Raw genomic sequence first — 20,438 nt, forward strand, 5'->3', positions numbered from 1 at the left:
GTTCACTCACCCCTTTCGACCAGCGGCCCGTTCGGTGCATCGTGTGGGTTCGGGGTGAACCGCACATCTGGGATCATCGTCGCGGGATCGCGGCCCCAAGCCTGCTCCAGCGCCCGCAGCGAACCAGACAGTCCGGTACCGGTAAGAATTGCGTTGTCAACCATACTCAACGTCAAATCGATTGTTGCCGACACGTTGATGTAGTCGCCTCTGATCAGATTGGGGACGGTGTCGATATTGAACGGGACTGTCAACATAAGTTTTAGTGCACCGGTCAGGTATGGCGACGCCTTCGCGAGCTGCTTGAGCGGCCGCTGGAGGTTGTTCAGGTTGGCCTGCAGGTCCGCATCGGCGGCCGAAAGCGTTTCGTCCGCCGAGGTGCTGATGCGCCCCAGGGCCACCACCGCGTCGGCGAATAAATCCCGAGTCTCGGCGAAATGCTCGATCAGGGGCGGAAATTCGGTAAGCACCCGGTCGAGCGTGTCGTTGCGATCCACCACGATGTTGAGCAGCCGATTAGTCGAATCGATGGCGCGCGTCAGGTCCTGGCGCTGCTGGTTGAGCTCGTCGGTGAAGACGTCGAGCCGACCGAGGAAGTCGCGGATTTGCTCGGCCCGTCCCGTCAGCAGGTTGTTGACCTCAGTCTGAATCACCTCGAGGTTCGGGATGCCGCCGCCGGTGAGGATGGTGGCGATGCTCGCCAGCACTCGCTCGGTGGTCGGGAACGCCGAGGCGTTCTTCAGTGGGATCGTATCGCCGTCGCGCAGCTGCTGCGGTGACGGGTCCGGTGGAGCCTCCAGTTCGACGTGCTGGGAGCCCAGCAGGCTCGTCTGCCCGATGCGGGCCAGGGCGTTCGACGGCAGATCGATGCCGGGCTGGATCCCCAGCGTGAGCGTCGCGACCCAGTTCTTCAGCTCGATCGCCCGCACGGTGCCGACAAACACATCGGCTACCCGGACCCGGCTGTTGACGTTGAGCGCCAACGTGTCCGGGATCTGCACGTAGATGGTCATCGCGTCGCCACCGGTGCCCGGACCGCCGGGCAGCGGGACGTTCGCGATGCCCTTCCAGCTGCCGCAGGACGTGAGCACGACCGCGCTTACGGCCAGCGCGGACGCGCGGCGTGCGATCTTGGAGAATCTGCGACTCATCCCTACCTGCTGTTCTTTGCGCATCCGGCTCATCGCGGTGCTCCGGCTTCGGCGGGCAGAGGCGGTGCGGCCGGTGCCGGTGGGGCAGGCGCCGCGCCGGGCCCGGGTGTCGGAGCCGTCAGTGGCGTTCCCGGATCACCAGGAACAACACCCGGCGCGGGCACCGGCGGCGGACCGGGCTGCGGATACCACGGCGGCGGCAACGGATTGCGTTCGTCGAAGGCGTTCGGCGGCCCCGGCAGGTTCCCGCCACGCGTAGTCCCGAACGCTGGCGGCGCGGACGGGATCGGTGCATCCGGCCCACCCAGCAGGGCAGCCAGCGACTCCGGGGTGAGCATGTTGGCGGTGAACGGCTGCACGTCAACGCCCTGCATCCCCGGCGCGGTGACCCAGCCCGGCTCATGGTTGCCGTGGGAGAACAACGTGTCCCGGGCGAAGATGCCAGGCACGGTGGTGTCCTTATAGCCCGGCGGCGGCTGCAGCCGCGGTTCGGAGTACGCAATGTGCTTCGGCAACGTGCTCGCTGTGTTGATCGGATTCACGCCGAACGGCAGGAAGTTGAACTTGATCGCATCCATAATCGGTGCTAGATACTGTGCGCATAGCTCCGCCGAGTCCTGGTAGCCGAGCCGGCTGCCTGCCTGAATCGCGCTGCAGATGAACTGCATCGGATTGGCGAACGATGCAATCGCCGGTGCGGCTGAAAGATTGCCGCGTGTCGGTTCGTAGATGTTCACCACGTTGGCACCGAAGTGTGGAAGCACGTGCAGGGCCGTTTCCAGACCGTCGAGCGGTTCGGGCTGCAGGATCGCGTTTGTCACGTCGGCCAGGTTGTTGACGTCGGCGGTCAAGACCTCACTGTTCTCGTCGAGGAACCCGCGTGTGGTGGTGAGCAGCTCGTTGAGGTCCTGCAGCGCGGTCGCCAGCTCGCGGTCGGTGTTGGTGAACGAGTTGGTGAACTGCGCCAGGTCGTCATTGAGGGCGACGAACTGCTGATCGCTGCGGTAGAGCGCGTTGACGAACAGCGCGAGGCTCTTGACGACGCTGAAAAAGTCTCCACGGCCCTCGTTGAGGGTGGTCAGCGCCTCCGACAGGCTGTTCAGCGTCGTGTTGATCTGCTTGCCCTTGCCGGCTAGCCCGTCGCCGAACGACTCGATCACGTCACCGAACGGACCCTTGGGCTGTTGCGGCGTCGGTCCGAGGTCGGTGAGGATCCGGTTGAGCGAGTCACGCAGGTCGTCGTACTCGACCGGCACCTGGGTGCGGTCGATCGGGATGACCGCGTCGTTCTCCATGAGCGGGCCGCCGGTGTAGGGCGGGGCCAGCTGGATGGTGCGCGACGCGACCAGGCTCGGGTTCAGGATGGAGGCGGTGGCGTTGGCCGGGACCTTGAACTTCTTGTCGTAGTTGAAGGTCACCTTCATCTTGTCGCCGTCGGGTTCGATCTTCTCGATCTTGCCGACCTGCACGCCCATGATCTGCACCTTGTCCCCGGGGTACAGCGCCAGGGTCTGGGTGAAGTAGGCGGTGACGGTGTTGGTGGTCAGCCGCTGATAGGCCGTCCAGCCCACGAACGCGGCCACTATCGCACCGATCAGCACGCTCGTGCCGACCACCAGGGCCGCCCGGGACACGCCCGGCAGCTTGAGGTTTCGCACGTTGAAGATCGTCGACATCTAGCTCTCCCCTTAACCTTGTGAACCCGGCGGGAGGAACGGTGGATTGCCCGTCAGCGGAGCCGAATCGGCAGGTGGCAGCTGCGGACCCGGTCCGGGCGGCGGCGGCGGACCGTTGAGGGCCGGCGGCAGAGGCGCGATGCCGGGAGTGAAGTCGGGCGCCGAGGGCTGCGGCTCCAGCGGAACCGTCCGCGCACCGGGCGGGGCGGGCGGCAACGGCGGCATCGCGCCCGGCACGTTTGGCGAGAGTTGGCCCGGGATCGCAGCAGCGGGCACGCCCGGTGCGGGCTGCGGCCCGTTGGGGTTCGGCGCCGACGTCGCGACTTTGGGACTCTGCCCCTCGTAGTTCGGGCCGTACGGGTTGTCGCCGTAGGGGCCGACCGACAGGCCCGCACAGGGCAGCGGGTTCCCCGGCCGGGGCAGTCCGTCGGCGGGCGGGGTGTACGAGCACGGAGAGCCAGGGACGACGGCCGGACCGGGATTTTCCGGCGTGCCTTCCAGCGGCGTCGGCGACGGCGGCGGGGCGCCATTCGGGAAGCCGGTGCCGTTGGGGTCCGGGAACCGGAAGGCGGGCAGGCCGGCGTTGCGCCAGAACTCCTCCGGGTTGATCCCGCGCTTCTTGAACGCGGCATCGACGAACGGCTGCAGGATCTGGTACGGCAGCAAGTTGGACAGGAGCACTTTGAAATAGGGGCCCGAGGCGACGGACTCGCTCAGCGCGGTGAGGAACTTGCTAAGCGTGCTCAGCACGTCGACCAGGTCGAACTTGCGCTCTACCAGGATGTTGCTGATCGTGCGCAGCTGCTCGAGTACCCGGTTTAGGTTCGGGTTGTCGTCGATGAAGCCCTTGAGCTGTTCGGAGAACACTGACACCCGCTCCAGCAGCTGACCAACGGCGTAGCTGCGCTCGTTGATCGCCGACAGCAGCGTCTGCGCATTGACCAGCAGCGCATTCACCTGACCGCTGCGCTCACCGAGGACGCCGGCGATGTTGTTGGCGTTGCCAAGCAGCTGTTTGATCTGCTCGTCGCGCTTGCCGATGGTGTCGGAGAATCGGGCCACCCCGTCGAGGGCGGAGCTCAGGTGCGGATACGTCTGGTCGATCGTCTCCGACAGCACGTTGAGCGATTCGCGCACCGATGTGGTGTCCCAGCCGGACGCCGACTTCGTGACATCGAAGAAGGCGTCGTAGATCTGGTACGGCGTGGTCGTCTGGCCCAGCGGCAGCACACCGTTGGCCTGCAGCTCCTCCGACCCGCGCGGCTCGATCTCGATGTTCCTGCGGCCGAGGATCGTGTCCGTGCGGATCGCCGCGCGGCTGTCAGTGCCGATCTGCGTACCGCCCAGCGTGAAGCCGACGACGACCCTATCGCCCTCGATCTCGGTCTTGAGCACCTCGCCGATGTCGACGCCGGCGATGCGCACCTTGTCCCCGGGAGTGATGCCGCCGGTATCGCCGAACTGTGCGTAATACTTCGGCTTGGCGAACAGCATCGGCACGCTGGCGAAGCTCTGACCCACCCCGATCACGATGACGAGCAGGATGATGCCCATCAGCCCGACGCGGACCCGGTTTGATCCCTCAAGGACTCTCATTTCGGCGTGCACCTACCCGAGGGCTGCGAGGTGACCCTCACCGTGCGTACCGGACCACCTGGCTGCAGACCGTTCAGCTTCAGCGAGATGTCGCACAGGTAGAAGTTGAAAAAATCGCCGTACACGCCGCCGGCGCGGCCGATGATCTTCAACGCGTCCGGCAACCGGACGAGGATGTCATTGAGCTGGTCCTTCTGGTCAACCAGCGGCTGCTGTACGGCGTCGAGGTAGCCGACGGTGTCTTGCAGAACCGGCCGATTGTCGGTGAGCAGATCGGCCACCGTGCCCGCGGCGTCGCTGATGTCGGCGACCGAGGAGGCGATCGGGTCGGCGCGGTTCTTCAACCCGGTGATCAGCCTCTCGAAGTTCACCAGCGTCTCGTCGAACTGCTCCTGGTGCCTGACGGTGGTGTCGAGCACGGTGTTGAGGTTGCGGATCACCTCGCCGATCGCCTGGTCGCGATCGGCCAGCGTTGACGTCAGCGACGCGGTCTGGTCCAGGATGTCGTTGATGGTGCCGCCCTGCCCCTGGAACACCGTGATGATCGACTGTGCGATGTTGTTGACCTTCTCCGGATCGAGCGCCCGGAACAGCGGCCGGAAGCCGCCGATCAGTGCGTCGAGGTCCAGCGCGGGTTCGGTGCGCTCGACCGGGATGGTGCCGCCCGAGGGCATCCGGCGATCACTGTCACCGCGCTTGAGCTCCAGATAGCGGTCGCCGATGAGGTTGAGGTAGCGCACCGAAGCGGTGGACTCCTCGAACAGCTCCAGGGACCGCTCGACATCGAAATCGACGCGCGCCTTGGAGCCGCCCTCGATCAGCTTCACGTCCTTGACCTTGCCGACCTCGACGCCGGAGGCGCGGACGAACTGTCCGGGCCGCAGGCCACTGGAGTTGCTGAAGATCGCCGAATAGCCGGTGGTGCGGTCGAACCGCATCTGGCCGAACACCACGACGATGACCGCGGTGAACAGCAGCAGCACCAACGAGAAGGCGCCCAGCTTGATGGCGGTACCGGTGATTCTCATGGGTTGATCGTGTTCTCCCCTACCTGGCGACCCCAGATGTACTCGAGGGCGAGCGGTTGACCGAGTTCGAAATGGTTGTACGGCGCGATCGACGCACCGGTGTCCATCACCAGGTACGGCGCCGGCCACAGGTCACGCGTGATCGGCTGCCAGCAGCCGGGCCGCCCCTCCGGGCCACCCTTGGCGTTCAGCCGAGGCAAGTTGTCCGGGTAGACGTACGGGTTCTCGGCGCCGTTGATGGTGGAGTTCGTGTCGAGCGAGTAACCGTTGCCGCCGACTGCGGCCGCGACCTCGGGGGCGACGTCGTGGAAGTTGCGGACGGTGCAGAACAGCGCCGGGCTGTACTCGTCAAGCAGTTCGCTCGTCGGAATGAGGTCCTCGGCGCCGCGCACCAGATACGGGCCACCGCGCTCGAACACCTCACCGCCGGTGTTGCCAAAGCCGACCGCCGCGATCAGCGCCTGATCGAGGTTTCCGCGTTGTTCGTTGAGCGTGCGGGCGGTGGTCACCGCGTTCTCCAGACCGTCGAACAGGTCGGGTGCGGCGTTGGAGTACACCTCGCCGAGGTCGGCCAGTGCCCGTACGTCCCGGCGGAGCTGGGGCATCTGCGGGTTGAGGTCGGCAAGGATCGTGTTCCCGTTGACCAGCGATTCGCCGAACCGGTCACCGAACCCGTCGAGGGCCTGTGCGGTCGCGGTCAGGGTCTGGTTCAACTTAACCGGGTCCACCTTCTCCGCCAGCGACACCACGGTCTGGAATAGCGTGTTGAACTCCGTGGTCACGCTGGTCACGTCGATCACGTCAGAGCTCGTGATGCGCTGTTCGGTCGGGTTCTCCGGCGACGAGAACGACACGTACTTGTTGCCGAACACCGTGGTTGCCTTGATCTCGGCATCGACGTTTCGCGGAATCAGGTCGATGTACTTCGGATTCACTTCGAGCCTGATCAGCGCCTGCGGCTCGTCGCCGACGGTGACCGATTCGATCTGGGAGACCTTGCCGATCTCGACGCCGTTGTAGGTAACTTTAGACCCTGGGTCCATCACGAGGCCGGCGCGCGCTGTCTTCATAGTCAGCTCCTCGCGCGGCAAGAATTCGCCGCGGAACTGGAACCACACTAGGGCGACGACGACGGCCAGTACCAACAGCAGTACGAGACCGGCCAGCTTGTACGGCGGCCGCTTCGGGCTGTTCACCGGTGCTTGAGGCGACGTCATGACTACACCGTCAGGTTGAAGTTCGGGTCGGTGCCGTACAGCGCCAACGAAGCGAATAGGACAACCAGCACGGTCGCGATCAGCGATGCCCGCATCGACCGGCCGACGGCCTCACCGACGCCCACCGGACCGCCGCTGGCGAAGAAGCCGTAGTAGCAGTGGTTCAGCATGATGATCAGCGAGATAATGATCGCCTGCACGAACGACCAGGCCACGTCGTCGGGCCGCAGGAACGTCCGGAAGTAGTGATCGTAGGTGCCGATCGACTGACCGTAGAACAACGTCGTGGTGACCTGCGCGGACAGGAAGCTCATGATGATCGCCATCGCATAAAGCGGAATGATCACGATGAACCCGGCCACGATGCGCGTCGACACCAGATACGAGATCGACTTGATCCCCATCACCTCGAGGGCGTCAATCTCCTCGCTGATGCGCATGGCGCCCAGCTCGGCCGTCGCACCCGCGCCGACCGTCGCCGCCAGCGCCACACCGGCCACCACGGGTGCCGCGATGCGCACGTTGACCAGGGCGGCGAAGAAGCCCGTGAACGCCTCCACACCGATGTTGCCCAGGGAGGAGAAGCCCTGGATCGCGATCAGTGAACCGCCCGAGAGCGTGACGAAGCCGACGATCGCGACGGTGCCACCGATGACCGCCATCGCCCCGGTGCCCATACCGATCTCGGCGATCAGGCGCAGCACCTCCTTGCGGTAGAAACGCAGCGCGTGACCGATCGACCCGATCGCGGTAACCACGAACCACGCGACGTGACCCACGCTGTCCAAACCGCGCGCGGGGGCGCCGACGAGGCGCTCCCCGCGGGCATAGCCCCGCGGAAAGCGTTGCCGGAGAACCGTGCCGGTACCCGGCTTTGTCGCCATATCAGCGCCCCGTTCCGAAGCGGACGCCGATCGTGGTCATCACAACGTTGACGGCGAACAGTGCGATCACGCAGAGCACCAGCGTCTCGTTCACGCCAGTTCCGACGCCCTTGGCGCCGCCGGACACCGTGAGACCTCGATAGCAGCCGATCAACCCGGCTATCAAACCGAACGCGAGTGCCTTGACAACCGAGATGAGCACCTCGGGCAACCCGGTCACCAGCGTCAGCGTCGACACGTATGCGCCGGCGGAAATGTTCTGGATGTACACGCCAAAGATGAACCCGCCGACCAAGCCGATGGTGATGACCGCGCCATTGAGTAGGAAGGCCACGAACGTGGAGGCGACGACTCGCGGCGCCACCAGCCGGTGGATCGGGTCGATCCCCAGCACCTCGAGGGCGTCGATCTCCTCGCGAATCGTCCGGGCACCGATGTCGGCGCAGATGGCCGTCGATCCCGCGCCCGCGACCACCAGCACTGTCACCAACGGGCCGAGCTGAGTAACGGCGCCGAGCGCCGCGCCGGCCCCGGAGACGTCCGCGGCACCGAACTCGGCGAGCAGGATGTTGAGCGTGAAGATGATGAGCACGGTCAGCGGGATCGCGACCGCGATGGTGGGCAGGAACGCCACACGCATAAGGAACCAACTCTGGAGGATGAACTCGCGCCATTGGAATGGACGCGATAGAGCCCTCGCGGTTAGAACGCACATCCGAACGAAGCCGCCGACGGCTTCCAGAACCGGCCTCACCTGATCCGTTACGTAAGCAGTGAGACCGCTGGATGCCGTGCTCACCGGCGTATTTCCCTGACGGTACCCTCTATGTCGCGATGTAACAGGAACTCTTGCGCCACGCACACTCCTTGCCTGTTTCGCCGTACTGCTGTGGCTGCACTCCCAAAACGGAAAGGCAGCAAACCGACTGTAAAGGACGCGCGGTCTAAAGGCCACCGAACGATGATCTTTGGCGATCCGTAATGCCCTAGCTTAGTGGTCTGGCTCGTAAGTTCGTCGGGGGTCGCGTTCAGGCAGCCCGAGGCTGGATCGGATTGTGCTCGGAGTCGCGGGCGTCGAGCCTGGTCAGCAGTGCGTTCAGGTCGGTGGTGGTGAACTTCCACTTGAACGGCCGCGCGGTCTGGTTGTAGCGGGTCTCGAAGTCGTTGAGCCGGTCGATGACCTCGTCGATGTTGGTGAAGTCGTTGGGCGCCAGCGCTTTCCGCTGCACTATGGAGAAGTAGATCTCGATCTGGTTCAACCAGGACGCGTGCACCGGGGTGTGCACCATGATCGCGGCCTGCCCGCGGTGGGAGGAGCCGTTGTCGACGATCCAGAACACCCGGTTGGCGGATTTGTAGGGTACCTGGGCCATCACCTGTTCGACGAGCCGGTGAAACGGTTCGATGCCGGTGGTGTCCTCGCAGCGGCCGAACACCTGCGCGCGGTGCACGTCGTAGGCGGCTAGGTAGGCCACCGCGCCGCCGCGGTCGTAGTCGTGGTTGACCCGCATCGCCCGGGCGACGCCGGGCGGCAGCGTGGGGTGGCAGCGGCAACGGGCCTGGATGGGGAGGTCTTCTCGTCGGCGGAGATTACAAAGTCGTTCGCGGCCCCAGCGGTTCTCCCTCCCATTTCCGGTCGTAGAGGTCGAGCACCCGGCCCGCTTTGAGCGCGAAGTCGGGGTCGGTGACGAAGATCGACCGGTACTGCCAGGGTTTGAGCGCGTCTTCGCACAACCAGCGGCGCACTGTGGCGGGCGAGATCGACTCGCAAAACCCTTCCGCGACGGCGTAGCGGGCCAGCTCCGGGCACGGCCACCGCGCCAGCGGCAGCCCGCTGTCCGCCGGTGGTGTACACGCCGCCGCTTTGACCTGGGCGACCTGCACCGGGCTGAATTCCGGTGGCCGTCCGGAACGTTTCGCATCCGACAGCGACGCGATACCCGGCGCCGCGCACCAGCGGTTCCGCCACTTGCGCACGGTGTCCTCACACACCCGCAGCGACGCCGCGATCTGCGCGTTCGGCTCGCCCTCGGCCGCGGCGAGCACGATCTTCGCTCGCGTAACCAGGCGTTGCTCGGTGCGCCCGGACCGGACCAGACGCCGCAGTTCGCGGCGCTGCGCCCCGGTCAACATGATCCGGTCGGCGGGTGCCACGGCGTCTGCTCCACGAGGCGAAGTTCACACTGGTCACTTCAGCCTCACCCATCACGGATGTCTCATTGCTCAACGACACGCCGTGAGGCACGATCAAAGACCATGGCCGCACCTCCAGCATCGACGAAAACGTCCCTGCAGCAACGGCTCAGCGCCCGCGCCCGCCAACGATGGCCCCAACTCGACGGCATCGACGTGCGCTTCCGCGGCGCGTTCGCCTATGTCAGCGGACGTCTACCCGCCGGCGAAAACATCCCGCTGATGCGGCTGCGCTACGGCGGATCCGCCGCCCGCTGGGGCTTCGCAATGTAGCTGGCCAGCAAGAACGGCTACCGAGACTCAGTCCTGCAGACCGGCCAATTCGCCGGCGCACCCGAAGACGCCCTCGACACCGCATGCGGCCTCTACCTCGGCGACCCAACCGCCTGGATCTGACCCCCGACGAACTTACGAGCCAGACCACTTAGGAAGATATGCCCGCGAAACCAAACGACAAGGAGCAGTGGCATCGTCGCTGAAGCCCCGCGCCCGCAGCGTGCGCCCATCGACCCCAGTGGCCGGGTCGGGCAGCTGCGGGCCGCCCAGCATCCGCCGGGCCGTCGAACGGCCCATCCCCGTGAGGGTCACCACCCGATCCAGAATCTCGCCCTTACCCGCCTTTGACGCTTTGCGGTACTGACCACGCAGTTTGTTCGTCACCTGCCGTCTTGCAGCCATCTCGACCTTGCCCTCCACACCGGGCAAGCCATCCGCGATACGCGCTCAAAATAGGTGAGGCACGCCGCGCCGTTGTCACCTGATGTTAATTGCGGCTAACATCAGCGCCTAGCAGATCGACGTCGATGCTCGCCCGGAGGGAAAACTTTGGTACAGGTCCTGTCCGATCGGGTCGACGACACCGCGCCCAGCTATCTCAAGAACCGCGAAGGACTGAGCGCGCAACTCGACACCATCGCGGAGCAACTGGCGCTGGTCAACGGCGGCGGCGGCGCAAAATACGTTGCGCGCCACCGCAAGCGGGGCAAGCTACTCGTCCGCGAGCGCATCGAGCTGATGCTCGACTCCGACACAGCGTTCCTCGAACTATGCCCCTTCGCCGCCTGGGGCAATAAGTTCCCCGTCGGCGGTAGCGTGGTGGTAGGCATCGGCGTGGTCGAGGGCATCGAGTCGATGATCATCGCCCACGACCCCACCGTCCGCGGCGGCGCATCGAACCCCTATACCTTCCGCAAGGTGTTCCGCGGCATGGCCATCGCGCGGGAGAACCGACTGCCCATCATCAACATCGTCGAGTCTGGCGGCGCCGACCTGCCCACACAGGCAGAGATCTTCGTGCCCGGCGGGCAGCTGTTCCACGACTTGACACAGCACAGCGCAGCGGGGCTGCCGACACTGGCCTTGGTCTTCGGCAACTCGACCGCGGGAGGTGCGTACGTCCCGGGCATGTGCGACTACGTCGTGATGGTGCGCAACCGTTCCAAGGTGTTCCTCGGCGGTCCGCCATTGGTCAAGATGGCCACGGGGGAGGTCTCCGATGACGAATCGCTCGGCGGCGCCGACATGCACGCCCGCACCTCGGGGCTGGCCGATTACATGGCCGAGGACGAGCAGGACGCGATCCGAATCGGCCGTCGCATCATGGCGCGGCTCAACTGGCGGAAGAACGGCCCCGGACCCACCACGCCGCCGCACCCGCCGGTGCACGACCCCGATCAGCTACTCGGCATCGCCTCCGTCGATCCGAAGGTGCCCTTCGACCCCCGCGACGTGATCGCCCGAGTGGTCGACGGGTCGGCCTTCGACGAGTTCAAACCTCTCTACGGCACCTCACTCGTCACTGGCTGGGCCTCGATCCACGGCTTCCCGGTCGGCATCCTCGCAAACGCACGCGGCATCCTGTTCAGTGAGGAGGCCGAGAAGGGTTCGCAGTTCATCCAACTGGCAAATCAGATCGACACCCCCCTCATCTTCCTTCAGAACACCACCGGTTTCATGGTCGGTGCCGAGTACGAGCAGGGCGGCATCATCAAGGACGGCGCCAAGATGATCAACGCCGTATCAAACAGCACAGTCCCGCACGTGACCATCACCATGGGTGCGTCCTACGGTGCCGGGAACTACGGCATGTGCGGGCGGTCGTACTCACCGCGTTTCCTATTCGCTTGGCCTAACTCGAAGTCGGCCGTGATGGGTCCGGCGCAACTGGCCGGAGTGTTGTCCATCGTGGCGCGCGAGTCCGCCGCCGACCGCGGGCTGCCCTTCGACGAGGAGGCCGACGTCCAGATGCGCGCCGCTGTCGAGGAACAGATCGAGCGCGAATCCGTCGCACTGGCCAACAGCGGCCGCCTTTACGACGACGGGATCATTGATCCCCGCGACACGCGGACCGTTCTCGGGTTCTGCCTGTCTGTGATCCACAACGGCGAGGTCCGTGGCCAGCGTGGCTACGGCGTGTTCCGGATGTGATGGCGATGCCCAAGATCCGCAAGGTCCTGGTCGCCAACCGTGGCGAGATCGCGCGGCGGGTGTTCCGCACTTGCCGCGACCTCGGGATCGCCACCGTGGCGGTCTATTCCGACGCCGACGCCGACGCGTGGCACGTCGCCGACGCCGACGAGGCCGTGCACCTTCCCGGCTCGTCTGCCGCCGAGACGTACCTCGACATCCACCGGATCATCGCCGCTGCCTCGCTCACCGGCGCGGACGCAGTACACCCCGGCTACGGCTTCCTTTCGGAAGACGCCGGGTTCGCGCGTGCCTGTGTCGCCGCCGACCTCGTCTTCATCGGTCCGCCGCCCGGGGCGATCGACGCGATGGGCTCGAAGCTGCAGGCCAAGAAGATGATGTCCGACGCGGGGGTGCCTGTGCTGCCCGGTGGCGACACGACGGGGCTGTCGGCCGAGCAGCTGGCGAAGCTGGCCGCCGACGTCGGCTACCCGGTGCTGGTCAAGGCCAGCGCCGGCGGCGGTGGCCGAGGCATGCGCGTTGTCGCGTCGCCGGACGAGCTCGACGAGGCGGTCGCCTCCGCTTCGCGTGAGGCCGCGGCCGCGTTCGCCGACGGCACCGTCTTCCTCGAGCGTTACGTCCACCGCCCGCGCCACGTCGAGATCCAGGTCATGGCCGACACGCACGGAAACGTCGTGTCTCTGTTCGAGCGCGAGTGCTCCGTGCAGCGTCGACACCAGAAGGTGATCGAGGAGGCGCCGTCACCGGTCGTCGACGACGCGTTGCGCGCTCGGATGAGCGAGGCCGCCATCGCCGCCGCACGCGCCGTCGGTTACGTGGGCGCCGGGACGGTCGAGTTCGTCTACGACGCCGACCAGGACGGCAAGGGCGGCTCCTTTGCCTTCCTCGAGATGAACACCCGGCTGCAGGTCGAGCACCCGGTTACCGAGCTGATCACCGGCCTCGACCTGGTGCGTGCCCAGCTGCTCGTAGCCATGGGCCGCCCGCTGCCCGAGGAGATGCACAACCCGCGAATTCGCGGTCACGCGGTCGAGGCCCGTCTGTGCGCCGAGGATCCGGCCGACGACTACCGGCCCCACACCGGCACCCTGCGCACCATGGATGTCCCGGCGCTCGCCGGCGTGCGGGTTGACTCGGGTTTTCGTGCCGGTTCGGTCATCAGTCATTACTACGATTCGCTGCTGGCCAAGGTCATCGCGTGGGCACCAACGCGCGACGAGGCACTTGCCAGCCTCTCGGCGGCGCTGGCCGGCGCCCGTATTCACGGCGTGACCACCAATCGCAACCTGCTTGTGCGCGTCCTGCGCCATGACGAGTTCGCCGGGCGGGGCACCGACACTGGTTTCCTTGACCGACACGACGTCGCCGAACTCGGCGCTGCCCTCCTTGACACGCAGGCAGAGCGCCTGCACGCCGTCGCGGCGACCGTGGCCAGCGTGGCCGCGCGGCGTGCCGCGGCGACGGTCCAGGCCACGTTGCCCGCTGGATGGCGCAACAACCCATCGCAATCGCAGATCACGACATGGCAGACCCAGGACGGGCGCGAAGTGCGCGTCGGGTACACGTTGCGTCTGACGGACACCTGCCTGCGCGTCGATGACGAGGCGTTGGCCGACGTCGAGCTTGTCGCCGGCAGCAGCGAGCGTGTTGTGCTGCGCGTGAACGGCGTGCGCCGCGCCTACGACATAGTCCTCGACCGCGATATCGCCCACGTCGACTCGGTCGCCGGCTACTCCGCCCTGCGGCTGGCGCCACGCTTCGTCGACCCGAGCGCTCTGCACCCGCCCGGGTCGCTCACCGCGCCGATGCCGGGTTCAGTGGTCCGACTGCCGGTCGCCGAGGGCGAGACGGTCTCGGCGGGCCAAACCCTAGTCGTCCTGGAGGCGATGAAGATGGAGCACACCGTCGCGAGCCCGATTGACGGGGTGCTGAGCGCCCTGCCGGTCCAGGTCGGCCATCAGGTCTCGAGCGGTGACGTCCTCGCCGTGGTCGAGGCGGTGGACGGCGGTGAAGTGGCGTCGGACGCCACGGAGCTCTAATGAAGCCGGCGCGCTCCCGATCGGTGGCGCGTCGATACCGATGTGAGGAGTGTCATGGAATTGCACGAGACAGAGGAACGTCAGGACCTGCGCAAGGCGGTCGCCGAGATCGCCAAGGACTTCGGACACGAGTACTACCTGGAAAAGTCGCTGGCCGGCGGGAAGAGCACCGAGCTGTGGCAGGCCGTGGGCAAACAGGGCTTCCTCGGGGTGAACCTTTCCGAGCAGTACGGCGGCGGCGGCGGCGGCATCTACGACATGCAGATCGTCGGTGAGGAGCTCGCCGCGGCGGGCTGCCCGCTGCTGATGACCGTCGTCTCGCCGACCATCTGCGGCACGATCATCCAGGCATTCGGCAGTGAGGAACTCAAGCAGCAGTGGCTGCCGGGCATCGCCAGCGGCGAGACGATCATGGCCTTCGCGATCACCGAGCCGGACGCGGGCTCGAACTCGCACAACATCTCCACGACCGCGAAACGCGACGGTGACGACTGGGTCATCAACGGCACCAAGTACTACATTTCTGGCGTCGATGAAGCCGAAGCGATCCTGGTGGTCACCCGAACGTCTACCAACGACAGTGGTCGCGGACTACTCAGCCTGCTCGTCGTGCCCACCGATGTCCCCGGGCTGACCAAGTCACTCATCCCGGTGCAGGCGGTCACTCCAGAGAAGCAGTTCACTCTATTCTTCGATGACGTCCGCGTGCCGGCCGCCAACCTTGTCGGCACGGAGAACGAGGGCCTGCGCCAGGTCTTCATGGGCCTGAACCCGGAGCGAATCATGGGGGCGGCGCTCGGCAACGGCATCGGTCGCTACGCGCTGGATAAAGCCGCCGATTACGCCCGCAAGCGCCACGTGTGGGGAGCGCCGATCGGCTCGCACCAGGGCGTATCGCACCCGCTCGCCCACGCCAAGATCCAGGTTGAGCTGGCCCGGTTGATGACTCAGCGTGCCGCCTCCCTGCACGACGCCGGCGATCCGGGGTCGGGTGAGGCGTCGAACATGGCGAAATACGCCGCAGCCGAGGCGGGCATCCTGGCGCTCGACCAGGCGATTCAGACCCACGGCGGCAACGGCATGGCCACCGAGTACGGCCTCGCCACGTTGTGGGGTCCGGCCCGGCTCATGCGCACCGCGCCGATCAGCCGCGAAATGATCCTCAACTTCGTGGCGCAGCACAGCCTGAAACTGCCCGCGTCCTACTGAGTCGCCGCGGAATGAAAGGGAATCGCATGCAACTCGGCATCGGTCAGTGGGTGACCCGGCGCGCCTTCCTCAACGGCGGGCGCACCGCGTTGATCAGCAACGGCGCGCACATCACCTACGCCGACCTCGATCGGCGCACCAACCAGGTCGCCGCCGCACTCATCGCCCTCGGCGTGCGCAGGGGCGATCGGGTCGCGATGCAGCTGGTCAATTCGACCGAGTTCATCGAGGTGCTGCTGGGCTGCGCCAAAATCGGCGCACTTGCAGTTCCGCTCAACGTGCGCCTTGCCGGACCCGAGATCGGCTACATCCTGGCCGACTCAGGCGCCGATGTTCTGGTCTTTTATGAGCCGTTGGCCGCGCAGGCCAGGAGCGCCGTCACCGAGTCCGGAGTCCGCGTGCGCCATGTCGTGCGCGCCGGTGGGGTGCCGGCGCCGGGCGAGCTCGGCTACGAAGACGTCGTCTCGGGCGCCGCGCCCGAACCGCTCAACGGTGACGTCGACGGCCGCGACCCCGCGTTCATCATGTACACGTCGGGGACGACGGGACGACCCAAGGGCGCGATCCTCACCCACGACAACCTGCTATGGAACGCGATCAACGTCCTCGGCACCGACATCGGCCTGCGGGGCGAGGACGTCACCGTCGCGGTGGCGCCGATGTTCCACATCGGCGGGCTGGGAGTACACACCCTGCCGCTGCTCTACGTGGGCGGCACCAGCGTCATCATGCCGTCCTTCGAGCCGCGAGCTACGCTGCAGGCGATGGCCGACCACCACGTCACGGTTCAGTTCATGGTGCCGGCCATGTGGACCGCTCTCACACAGGTGTCCGACTTCGACTCCTTCAACCTGTCTGCGCTGCGTTTCGCCATGGGCGGCGGGTCGCCCGTCCCCCTCACGGTCATCGACTTCATGCGCCAGCGAGGCGTGCCCTTCACCGAGGGCTTCGGCATGACCGAGACCGCTCCCCTGGTGACCGTCCTCGACGCCGACAACATCAGCACGCGGGCCGGGTCGATCGGCCGCGTCGCAATGCATGTCGACGCCCGCATCGTCGACGACGACGACCGCGACGTCGCGACCGACACCGTGGGCGAACTGATCGTGCGCGGCCCGAATGTGTTCACTGGCTACTGGATGAAGGCCGAGGCGAGCGCCGAGGCGTTACGCGGGGGCTGGTTCCACACGGGCGACCTCGGGCGCATGGACGCCGAGGGCTTCATCACCCTCGTCGACCGCAAGAAGGACATGATCATCTCCGGCGGCGAGAACGTCTACCCGATCGAGGTCGAGCAAGTTCTCTTCCGCCACCCGGCGGTACTCGACGCCGCCGTGATCGGCGGCAAGGACTCAAAGTGGGGCGAACGCGTCGTCGCGATCGTCGTCGCCGACCCGGCAACACAGGCACCGAGCGCCGAGGAGATCGTGGCGTGGTGCCGGGAGCGGCTGGCGCACTTCAAGTGTCCGCGTGACGTGCACTTCGTCGCCGAACTGCCGCGCAACGCCACTGGCAAGCTGCTCAAGACCGAGCTGCGCGCGCAGTTCACGGGCATCGAGGGCGGAGTCGTTTTGCGCTGAGTCGTGCCGCTGCAATCGCGGGTTCGAAGCAGAGCCCCTAAATCATGAACTGAGAAGAGGATGCGACAGCATCGGGGGGGCTAGCGGTTTCGTTCACCTCCCTCGATGTGGTGCGCGGGCGCCGACACAGGCAACGTCAGCGTCGGCAGGATCCCAGCCCAGCGGGTCGGACGGCGAACAACGTCAACCACAAATTGACAGGAGGACAGAAAGTGGCCGGTTTGCGCCGCAAACTGCTCCTCGAGGCCGCCGCCGACCTGTTCGCGCGGCAAGGCTTTCACGCCGTGGGCATCGACGACATCGGTGCCGCAGCAGGGGTGAGCGGGCCGGCCGTCTACCGGCACTTTCAGAACAAGGACGCGATCCTGCGCGAGTTATGCGACGCCGCCATGACTGAGCTGCTGGCCGGCGCCCGGCGTGCCACCACCGCCGGCACACCGACGGAGGTCCTGCACGCCCTTGTCGACCTACATGCGGCCTTCGGCGCGCGACGACGCGGCCTGTTGGCCGTCTACGCCCGCGAGCACCGCTCGCTGTCGCCGCTGGCGACCCGTGCCCTGCGACGCCGACAGCACAGCTACGAGTCTTTCTGGGTCGACGCGCTCGTACGAGCACGGGGCGATCTGGACCGTGAGCGCGCACAGGGCCTGGTCGCCGCCGTGCTGTCATTGCTCAACGCGTCCGCGCACATGCCGGCGTCGCTGGACGACGCGACGATTGAGGCGATGCTGGTCGCCGCGGCCGTTGCGGCACTGTTCAGCGGCGCGCCGTGACCGGATTCGCGTGGCGGTCGGCTGAGTCGAGTCCCTTCAGGAGTTGAAGCCGCCCCAGCATTGCACGACCTATCCGCTGACGTAGTCGATTCGGGGTTACACAGCAAGGTAGACGGCGCCCCGCACCGGATTCAGTGTGTGTCGAGCAGCGACTGGGGAATATCCACCATGCGGGACCGCACGTATTCCCCGAGCCCCTTGGCCTGCGCGTCCAGCCGGGTCGAGGAGGCCACCCCGTCACCGAGCAAGCCGTGCACCACCACGTTGAGGGCGCGCAGGTTCGGCAGTTCGAAGCGTTCGATGCGCAGGTGCGCCGTCTCCGGCCCGAGCAGTGTGCGCAGCCGCTCGACGCTGAGGTAGTCGCGCGCCCACGCGTACCCAGGGTCATCCCGTGCCCACAGGCCGAGGTTAGCGTTGCCGCCCTTGTCTCCGGACCGCGCGCCGAGTACCGACCCGAGCGGCGCGCGACGTGTCGGCCCGGACGGCACCGGCAGCTTCGCGGGCGGGGCGATCCCAGCCGGCGGGACGGCACCGGTCGGCGGGTCGGGGATCTCGTGCCGTGTGCCGTCGGCGTCGACGAGTACGTGCGTGAGAGCCGAGCGCGCTACGTAGGCCGGCCGGTAGACGCCGAAGGCGGTCTCCGAGGACGGTGGCGTGGTGGTGTGGAAGCCGGCGAAACCAGCCAGGGCGATCTCCATGACCCCCCCGGAGAAGGCTCGGCCCACCTTGCGCGGGTCGGCGTCCTTCACCGTCACACGCAGGTGCGCGCAGGCTTGCTCGTTCGTCGGTGCGTCGGAGAAGTCGAAACGCAACAGCCTCACGTCGACTTCGTCGAAGGCGTCGCGTCCGCCGAGAACGTCGAAGAGCTGCTGTTCGGCGAAAGCCGCCTTGGCCTCGATGTCGAGGCCGGTGAGCACCATGGTCATCGTGTTACGGAAGCCGCCCACCTCATTCAGCGCCACCTTCAACGTGTCCGGCGGCGGACTGCCTTTCGTACCGCTGATCGCGACGCGGTGCTCACCCTGTTGAGCCAGCCGGATGGTGTCGAAGTGGGCGACGACGTCGGGGCCGAGGTAGGCAGGTTCAGCGATCTCGTAGAGCAGCTGGGCGGTGACCGTGCCGACTGAGACCAGTCCCCCGGTGCCGGGATGCTTCGTGATCACCGAAGAGCCGTCCTCGGCGACCTCGGCGATCGGAAACCCCGGGTAGCGGCGGTCGGTGATCTCGTCGAGGAACGCGTAGTTGCCGCCCGTCGCCTGAGGGCCGCACTCGATCACGTGCCCGGCGACGACCGCGCCCGCGAGCCGATCCCAGTCGGCGGGTGCCCAAGCGTGCCACCAGACGGCTGGACCGACGACCAGGGATGCGTCGGTGACCCGGCCGGTCACGACGACGTCGGCGCCCGAACGCAGCGCCTCGGTGATGCCCCAGGCGCCGAGGTAGGCGTTGGCCGATACCGGTTTGATGTCGCCGACGGGCGGCGTGATTGCGTGGAGGTCGCCACGTAGGTCGTCGCCCTCGACGTGCGCGACGCGCGCGGTGAGGCCGAGACGTGCGGACAGCTCGCGCAACGCGGCGGCCAAGCCGGCGGGACTCAGCCCGCCCGCGTTCGCGACGACCTTGATGCCACGATCGAGACAGGTGCCCAGCACCTGTTCCATTTGGGTGAGGAAAGTCCGCGCGTACCCGCCGGACGGGTCTTTAGCCTGGGCCTTGGCCAGGATGAGCATGGTCAGCTCGGCCAGATAGTCACCGCACAGGACGTCGATCGGTCCGCCCTCGACCATCTCGCGGGCTGCGGCGATGCGGTCGCCGTAAAAGCCGGAACAGTTGCCGATGCGGACCGGGACGCTCACCGCTGACCCCCTGCGAACTGGCCCGCCACGCGTCCGCCGCCAGGGGGCCCCGCGAAGGCCTGGGCGATCGCGAGCCACTGGTCGGCCAGCGGGCCGTCGGCGACCAAAGCGGTGTCGTCGCGGTGGCGGCGTTGGGTGACCAACAGGCAAAAGTCGAGCGCCGGCCCGCTCACGTGGTTGGTGGCGTCGGCTGGCCCCCACGTCCAGACGCTGCCGTCCGGAGCGGTCAGCTCAACGCGTACCGGGTCCGCGGGCAGGTCCAGACCGTTGGCCAGGTAGCTGAACGCGCGCGCACCCACCCCGATGTGGGCTACGTGACGCAGCCGTGCCGTGGCCGCGCGGGTCCCGCCGAGCGCGTCGACGACGTCCTGGCCGTGCGCCCAGGTCTCCATGAGTCGCGCTGTCAGCGACGAGACCGCGCTCATCGGCGGCCCGAACCACGGCAGGCGGGTCGCCGGGTCAATGTCCGCGAACGCCGCAACGAGGGCTGCACGCGACGTGTCGAACCACGCGAGCAGGTCGGCAGCCGGCATTTGACGGTAGCGCTCGGCGATGACGTCGGGTGAGATGCTTCCGTCGGCCATCATCGGCAGGTAGTCGCTGCTGAACCCGTCGGGGTCGGTGGTCGAGCGCACCGCCACGTCGTCGAAGAACGCCAGATGGCTGATCTGGTCGCGGATCGTCCAGCCCACGGCCGGCGTCGGCGCGTCCCAGCCGCGCGGACCTTCGGTCAGCGGCGCGACCAATCCGCGTAGGGCTGCCGTCTCCGCTTCGATGTCGGCGATGACCGGCTGCATGCTCACCGCCAC

The 20,438-nt window shown here is 66.8% G+C and carries 17 protein-coding genes and 1 pseudogene; 6 read left to right on the forward strand and 12 right to left on the reverse strand.

Features of this window, described 5'->3' with window-relative positions; genetic code table 11:
- Positions 1 to 2: 2 nt before the first annotated feature.
- The 9 genes from ACNUDN_RS16575 to ACNUDN_RS16615 all read right to left on the reverse strand — a co-directional run bounded on the left by ACNUDN_RS16575 (position 3) and on the right by ACNUDN_RS16615 (position 9,706).
- A complete protein-coding gene (locus tag ACNUDN_RS16575) occupies positions 3 to 1,151 on the reverse strand; it encodes a virulence factor Mce family protein (RefSeq protein ID WP_085149946.1) in 1,149 nt (382 codons plus the stop codon).
- Between the two features lie 29 nt (positions 1,152 to 1,180).
- The gene (locus tag ACNUDN_RS16580) at positions 1,181 to 2,827 is read right to left on the reverse strand and encodes a virulence factor Mce family protein (protein WP_085149451.1); all 1,647 of its coding nucleotides are present in this window, start codon (positions 2,825 to 2,827) and stop codon (positions 1,181 to 1,183) included.
- Between the two features lie 12 nt (positions 2,828 to 2,839).
- Positions 2,840 to 4,423: a virulence factor Mce family protein gene (locus ACNUDN_RS16585; protein WP_085149448.1), complete on the reverse strand. Its 1,584-nt coding sequence runs from the start codon at positions 4,421 to 4,423 to the stop codon at positions 2,840 to 2,842.
- Positions 4,420 to 5,451, reverse strand: coding sequence for a virulence factor Mce family protein (locus tag ACNUDN_RS16590; RefSeq protein WP_085149445.1), 1,032 nt, complete (start codon positions 5,449 to 5,451; stop codon positions 4,420 to 4,422). Before ACNUDN_RS16590 ends, ACNUDN_RS16585 begins: the two co-directional genes overlap by 4 nt.
- On the reverse strand, positions 5,448 to 6,668 hold the full coding sequence (locus ACNUDN_RS16595) for an MCE family protein (protein WP_085149443.1): 1,221 nt from the start codon (positions 6,666 to 6,668) through the stop codon (positions 5,448 to 5,450). Before ACNUDN_RS16595 ends, ACNUDN_RS16590 begins: the two co-directional genes overlap by 4 nt.
- A 2-nt stretch (positions 6,669 to 6,670) precedes the next feature.
- A complete protein-coding gene (locus tag ACNUDN_RS16600) occupies positions 6,671 to 7,552 on the reverse strand; it encodes an MlaE family ABC transporter permease (protein ID WP_085149441.1) in 882 nt (293 codons plus the stop codon).
- Between the two features lies 1 nt (position 7,553).
- Entirely contained in the window at positions 7,554 to 8,267 is a 714-nt protein-coding gene (locus tag ACNUDN_RS16605) for an MlaE family ABC transporter permease (protein WP_419125188.1), read from the reverse strand.
- 313 nt (positions 8,268 to 8,580) lie between these two features.
- A complete protein-coding gene (locus tag ACNUDN_RS16610; RefSeq protein WP_234817074.1) occupies positions 8,581 to 9,063 on the reverse strand; it encodes a transposase in 483 nt (160 codons plus the stop codon).
- Between the two features lie 79 nt (positions 9,064 to 9,142).
- On the reverse strand, positions 9,143 to 9,706 hold the full coding sequence (locus ACNUDN_RS16615) for a helix-turn-helix domain-containing protein (protein WP_234817073.1): 564 nt from the start codon (positions 9,704 to 9,706) through the stop codon (positions 9,143 to 9,145).
- Positions 9,707 to 9,808: 102 nt separating this feature from the next.
- Between ACNUDN_RS16615 and ACNUDN_RS16620 the strand changes: the two genes are divergently transcribed.
- Entirely contained in the window at positions 9,809 to 10,018 is a 210-nt protein-coding gene (locus ACNUDN_RS16620; protein WP_234817072.1) for a hypothetical protein, read from the forward strand.
- Between the two features lie 186 nt (positions 10,019 to 10,204).
- On the opposite strand, the pseudogene ACNUDN_RS16625 reads toward ACNUDN_RS16620, so the two are convergent.
- Positions 10,205 to 10,318, reverse strand: a pseudogene (locus tag ACNUDN_RS16625) (hypothetical protein); the annotation flags it as partial.
- A 252-nt stretch (positions 10,319 to 10,570) separates the two neighbouring features.
- Here ACNUDN_RS16625 and ACNUDN_RS16630 point away from each other — a divergent pair.
- The 5 genes from ACNUDN_RS16630 (at position 10,571) to ACNUDN_RS16650 (ending at position 17,773) form a co-directional block, all read left to right on the forward strand.
- Positions 10,571 to 12,172 carry an acyl-CoA carboxylase subunit beta gene (locus ACNUDN_RS16630; RefSeq protein ID WP_419122941.1) on the forward strand — a complete coding sequence of 534 codons (1,602 nt, stop codon included), beginning with the start codon at positions 10,571 to 10,573 and terminating at the stop codon, positions 12,170 to 12,172.
- A gap of 5 nt (positions 12,173 to 12,177) precedes the next feature.
- Positions 12,178 to 14,211 carry an ATP-binding protein gene (locus tag ACNUDN_RS16635; RefSeq protein WP_207626465.1) on the forward strand — a complete coding sequence of 678 codons (2,034 nt, stop codon included), beginning with the start codon at positions 12,178 to 12,180 and terminating at the stop codon, positions 14,209 to 14,211.
- A 54-nt stretch (positions 14,212 to 14,265) separates the two neighbouring features.
- A complete protein-coding gene (locus ACNUDN_RS16640; protein ID WP_085149427.1) occupies positions 14,266 to 15,420 on the forward strand; it encodes an acyl-CoA dehydrogenase family protein in 1,155 nt (384 codons plus the stop codon).
- 26 nt (positions 15,421 to 15,446) lie between these two features.
- A complete protein-coding gene (locus tag ACNUDN_RS16645) occupies positions 15,447 to 17,000 on the forward strand; it encodes an acyl-CoA synthetase (RefSeq protein ID WP_085149424.1) in 1,554 nt (517 codons plus the stop codon).
- Between the two features lie 212 nt (positions 17,001 to 17,212).
- Positions 17,213 to 17,773 carry a TetR/AcrR family transcriptional regulator gene (locus ACNUDN_RS16650; protein ID WP_085149422.1) on the forward strand — a complete coding sequence of 187 codons (561 nt, stop codon included), beginning with the start codon at positions 17,213 to 17,215 and terminating at the stop codon, positions 17,771 to 17,773.
- A gap of 131 nt (positions 17,774 to 17,904) precedes the next feature.
- Here ACNUDN_RS16650 and ACNUDN_RS16655 read toward each other — a convergent pair whose 3' ends face one another.
- Both ACNUDN_RS16655 and ACNUDN_RS16660 read right to left on the reverse strand, forming a co-directional pair.
- Positions 17,905 to 19,629, reverse strand: a complete 1,725-nt coding sequence (locus tag ACNUDN_RS16655) for an acyclic terpene utilization AtuA family protein (protein ID WP_085149420.1) — start codon at positions 19,627 to 19,629, stop codon at positions 17,905 to 17,907.
- Complete coding sequence (locus ACNUDN_RS16660; protein ID WP_085149418.1) at positions 19,626 to 20,438, reverse strand: TIGR03084 family metal-binding protein; 813 nt, start codon at positions 20,436 to 20,438, stop codon at positions 19,626 to 19,628. The genes ACNUDN_RS16655 and ACNUDN_RS16660 overlap by 4 nt, the downstream gene beginning before the upstream one ends.

The organism is Mycobacterium sp. smrl_JER01, assembly GCF_048513595.2.
Lineage (GTDB): Bacteria > Actinomycetota > Actinomycetes > Mycobacteriales > Mycobacteriaceae > Mycobacterium.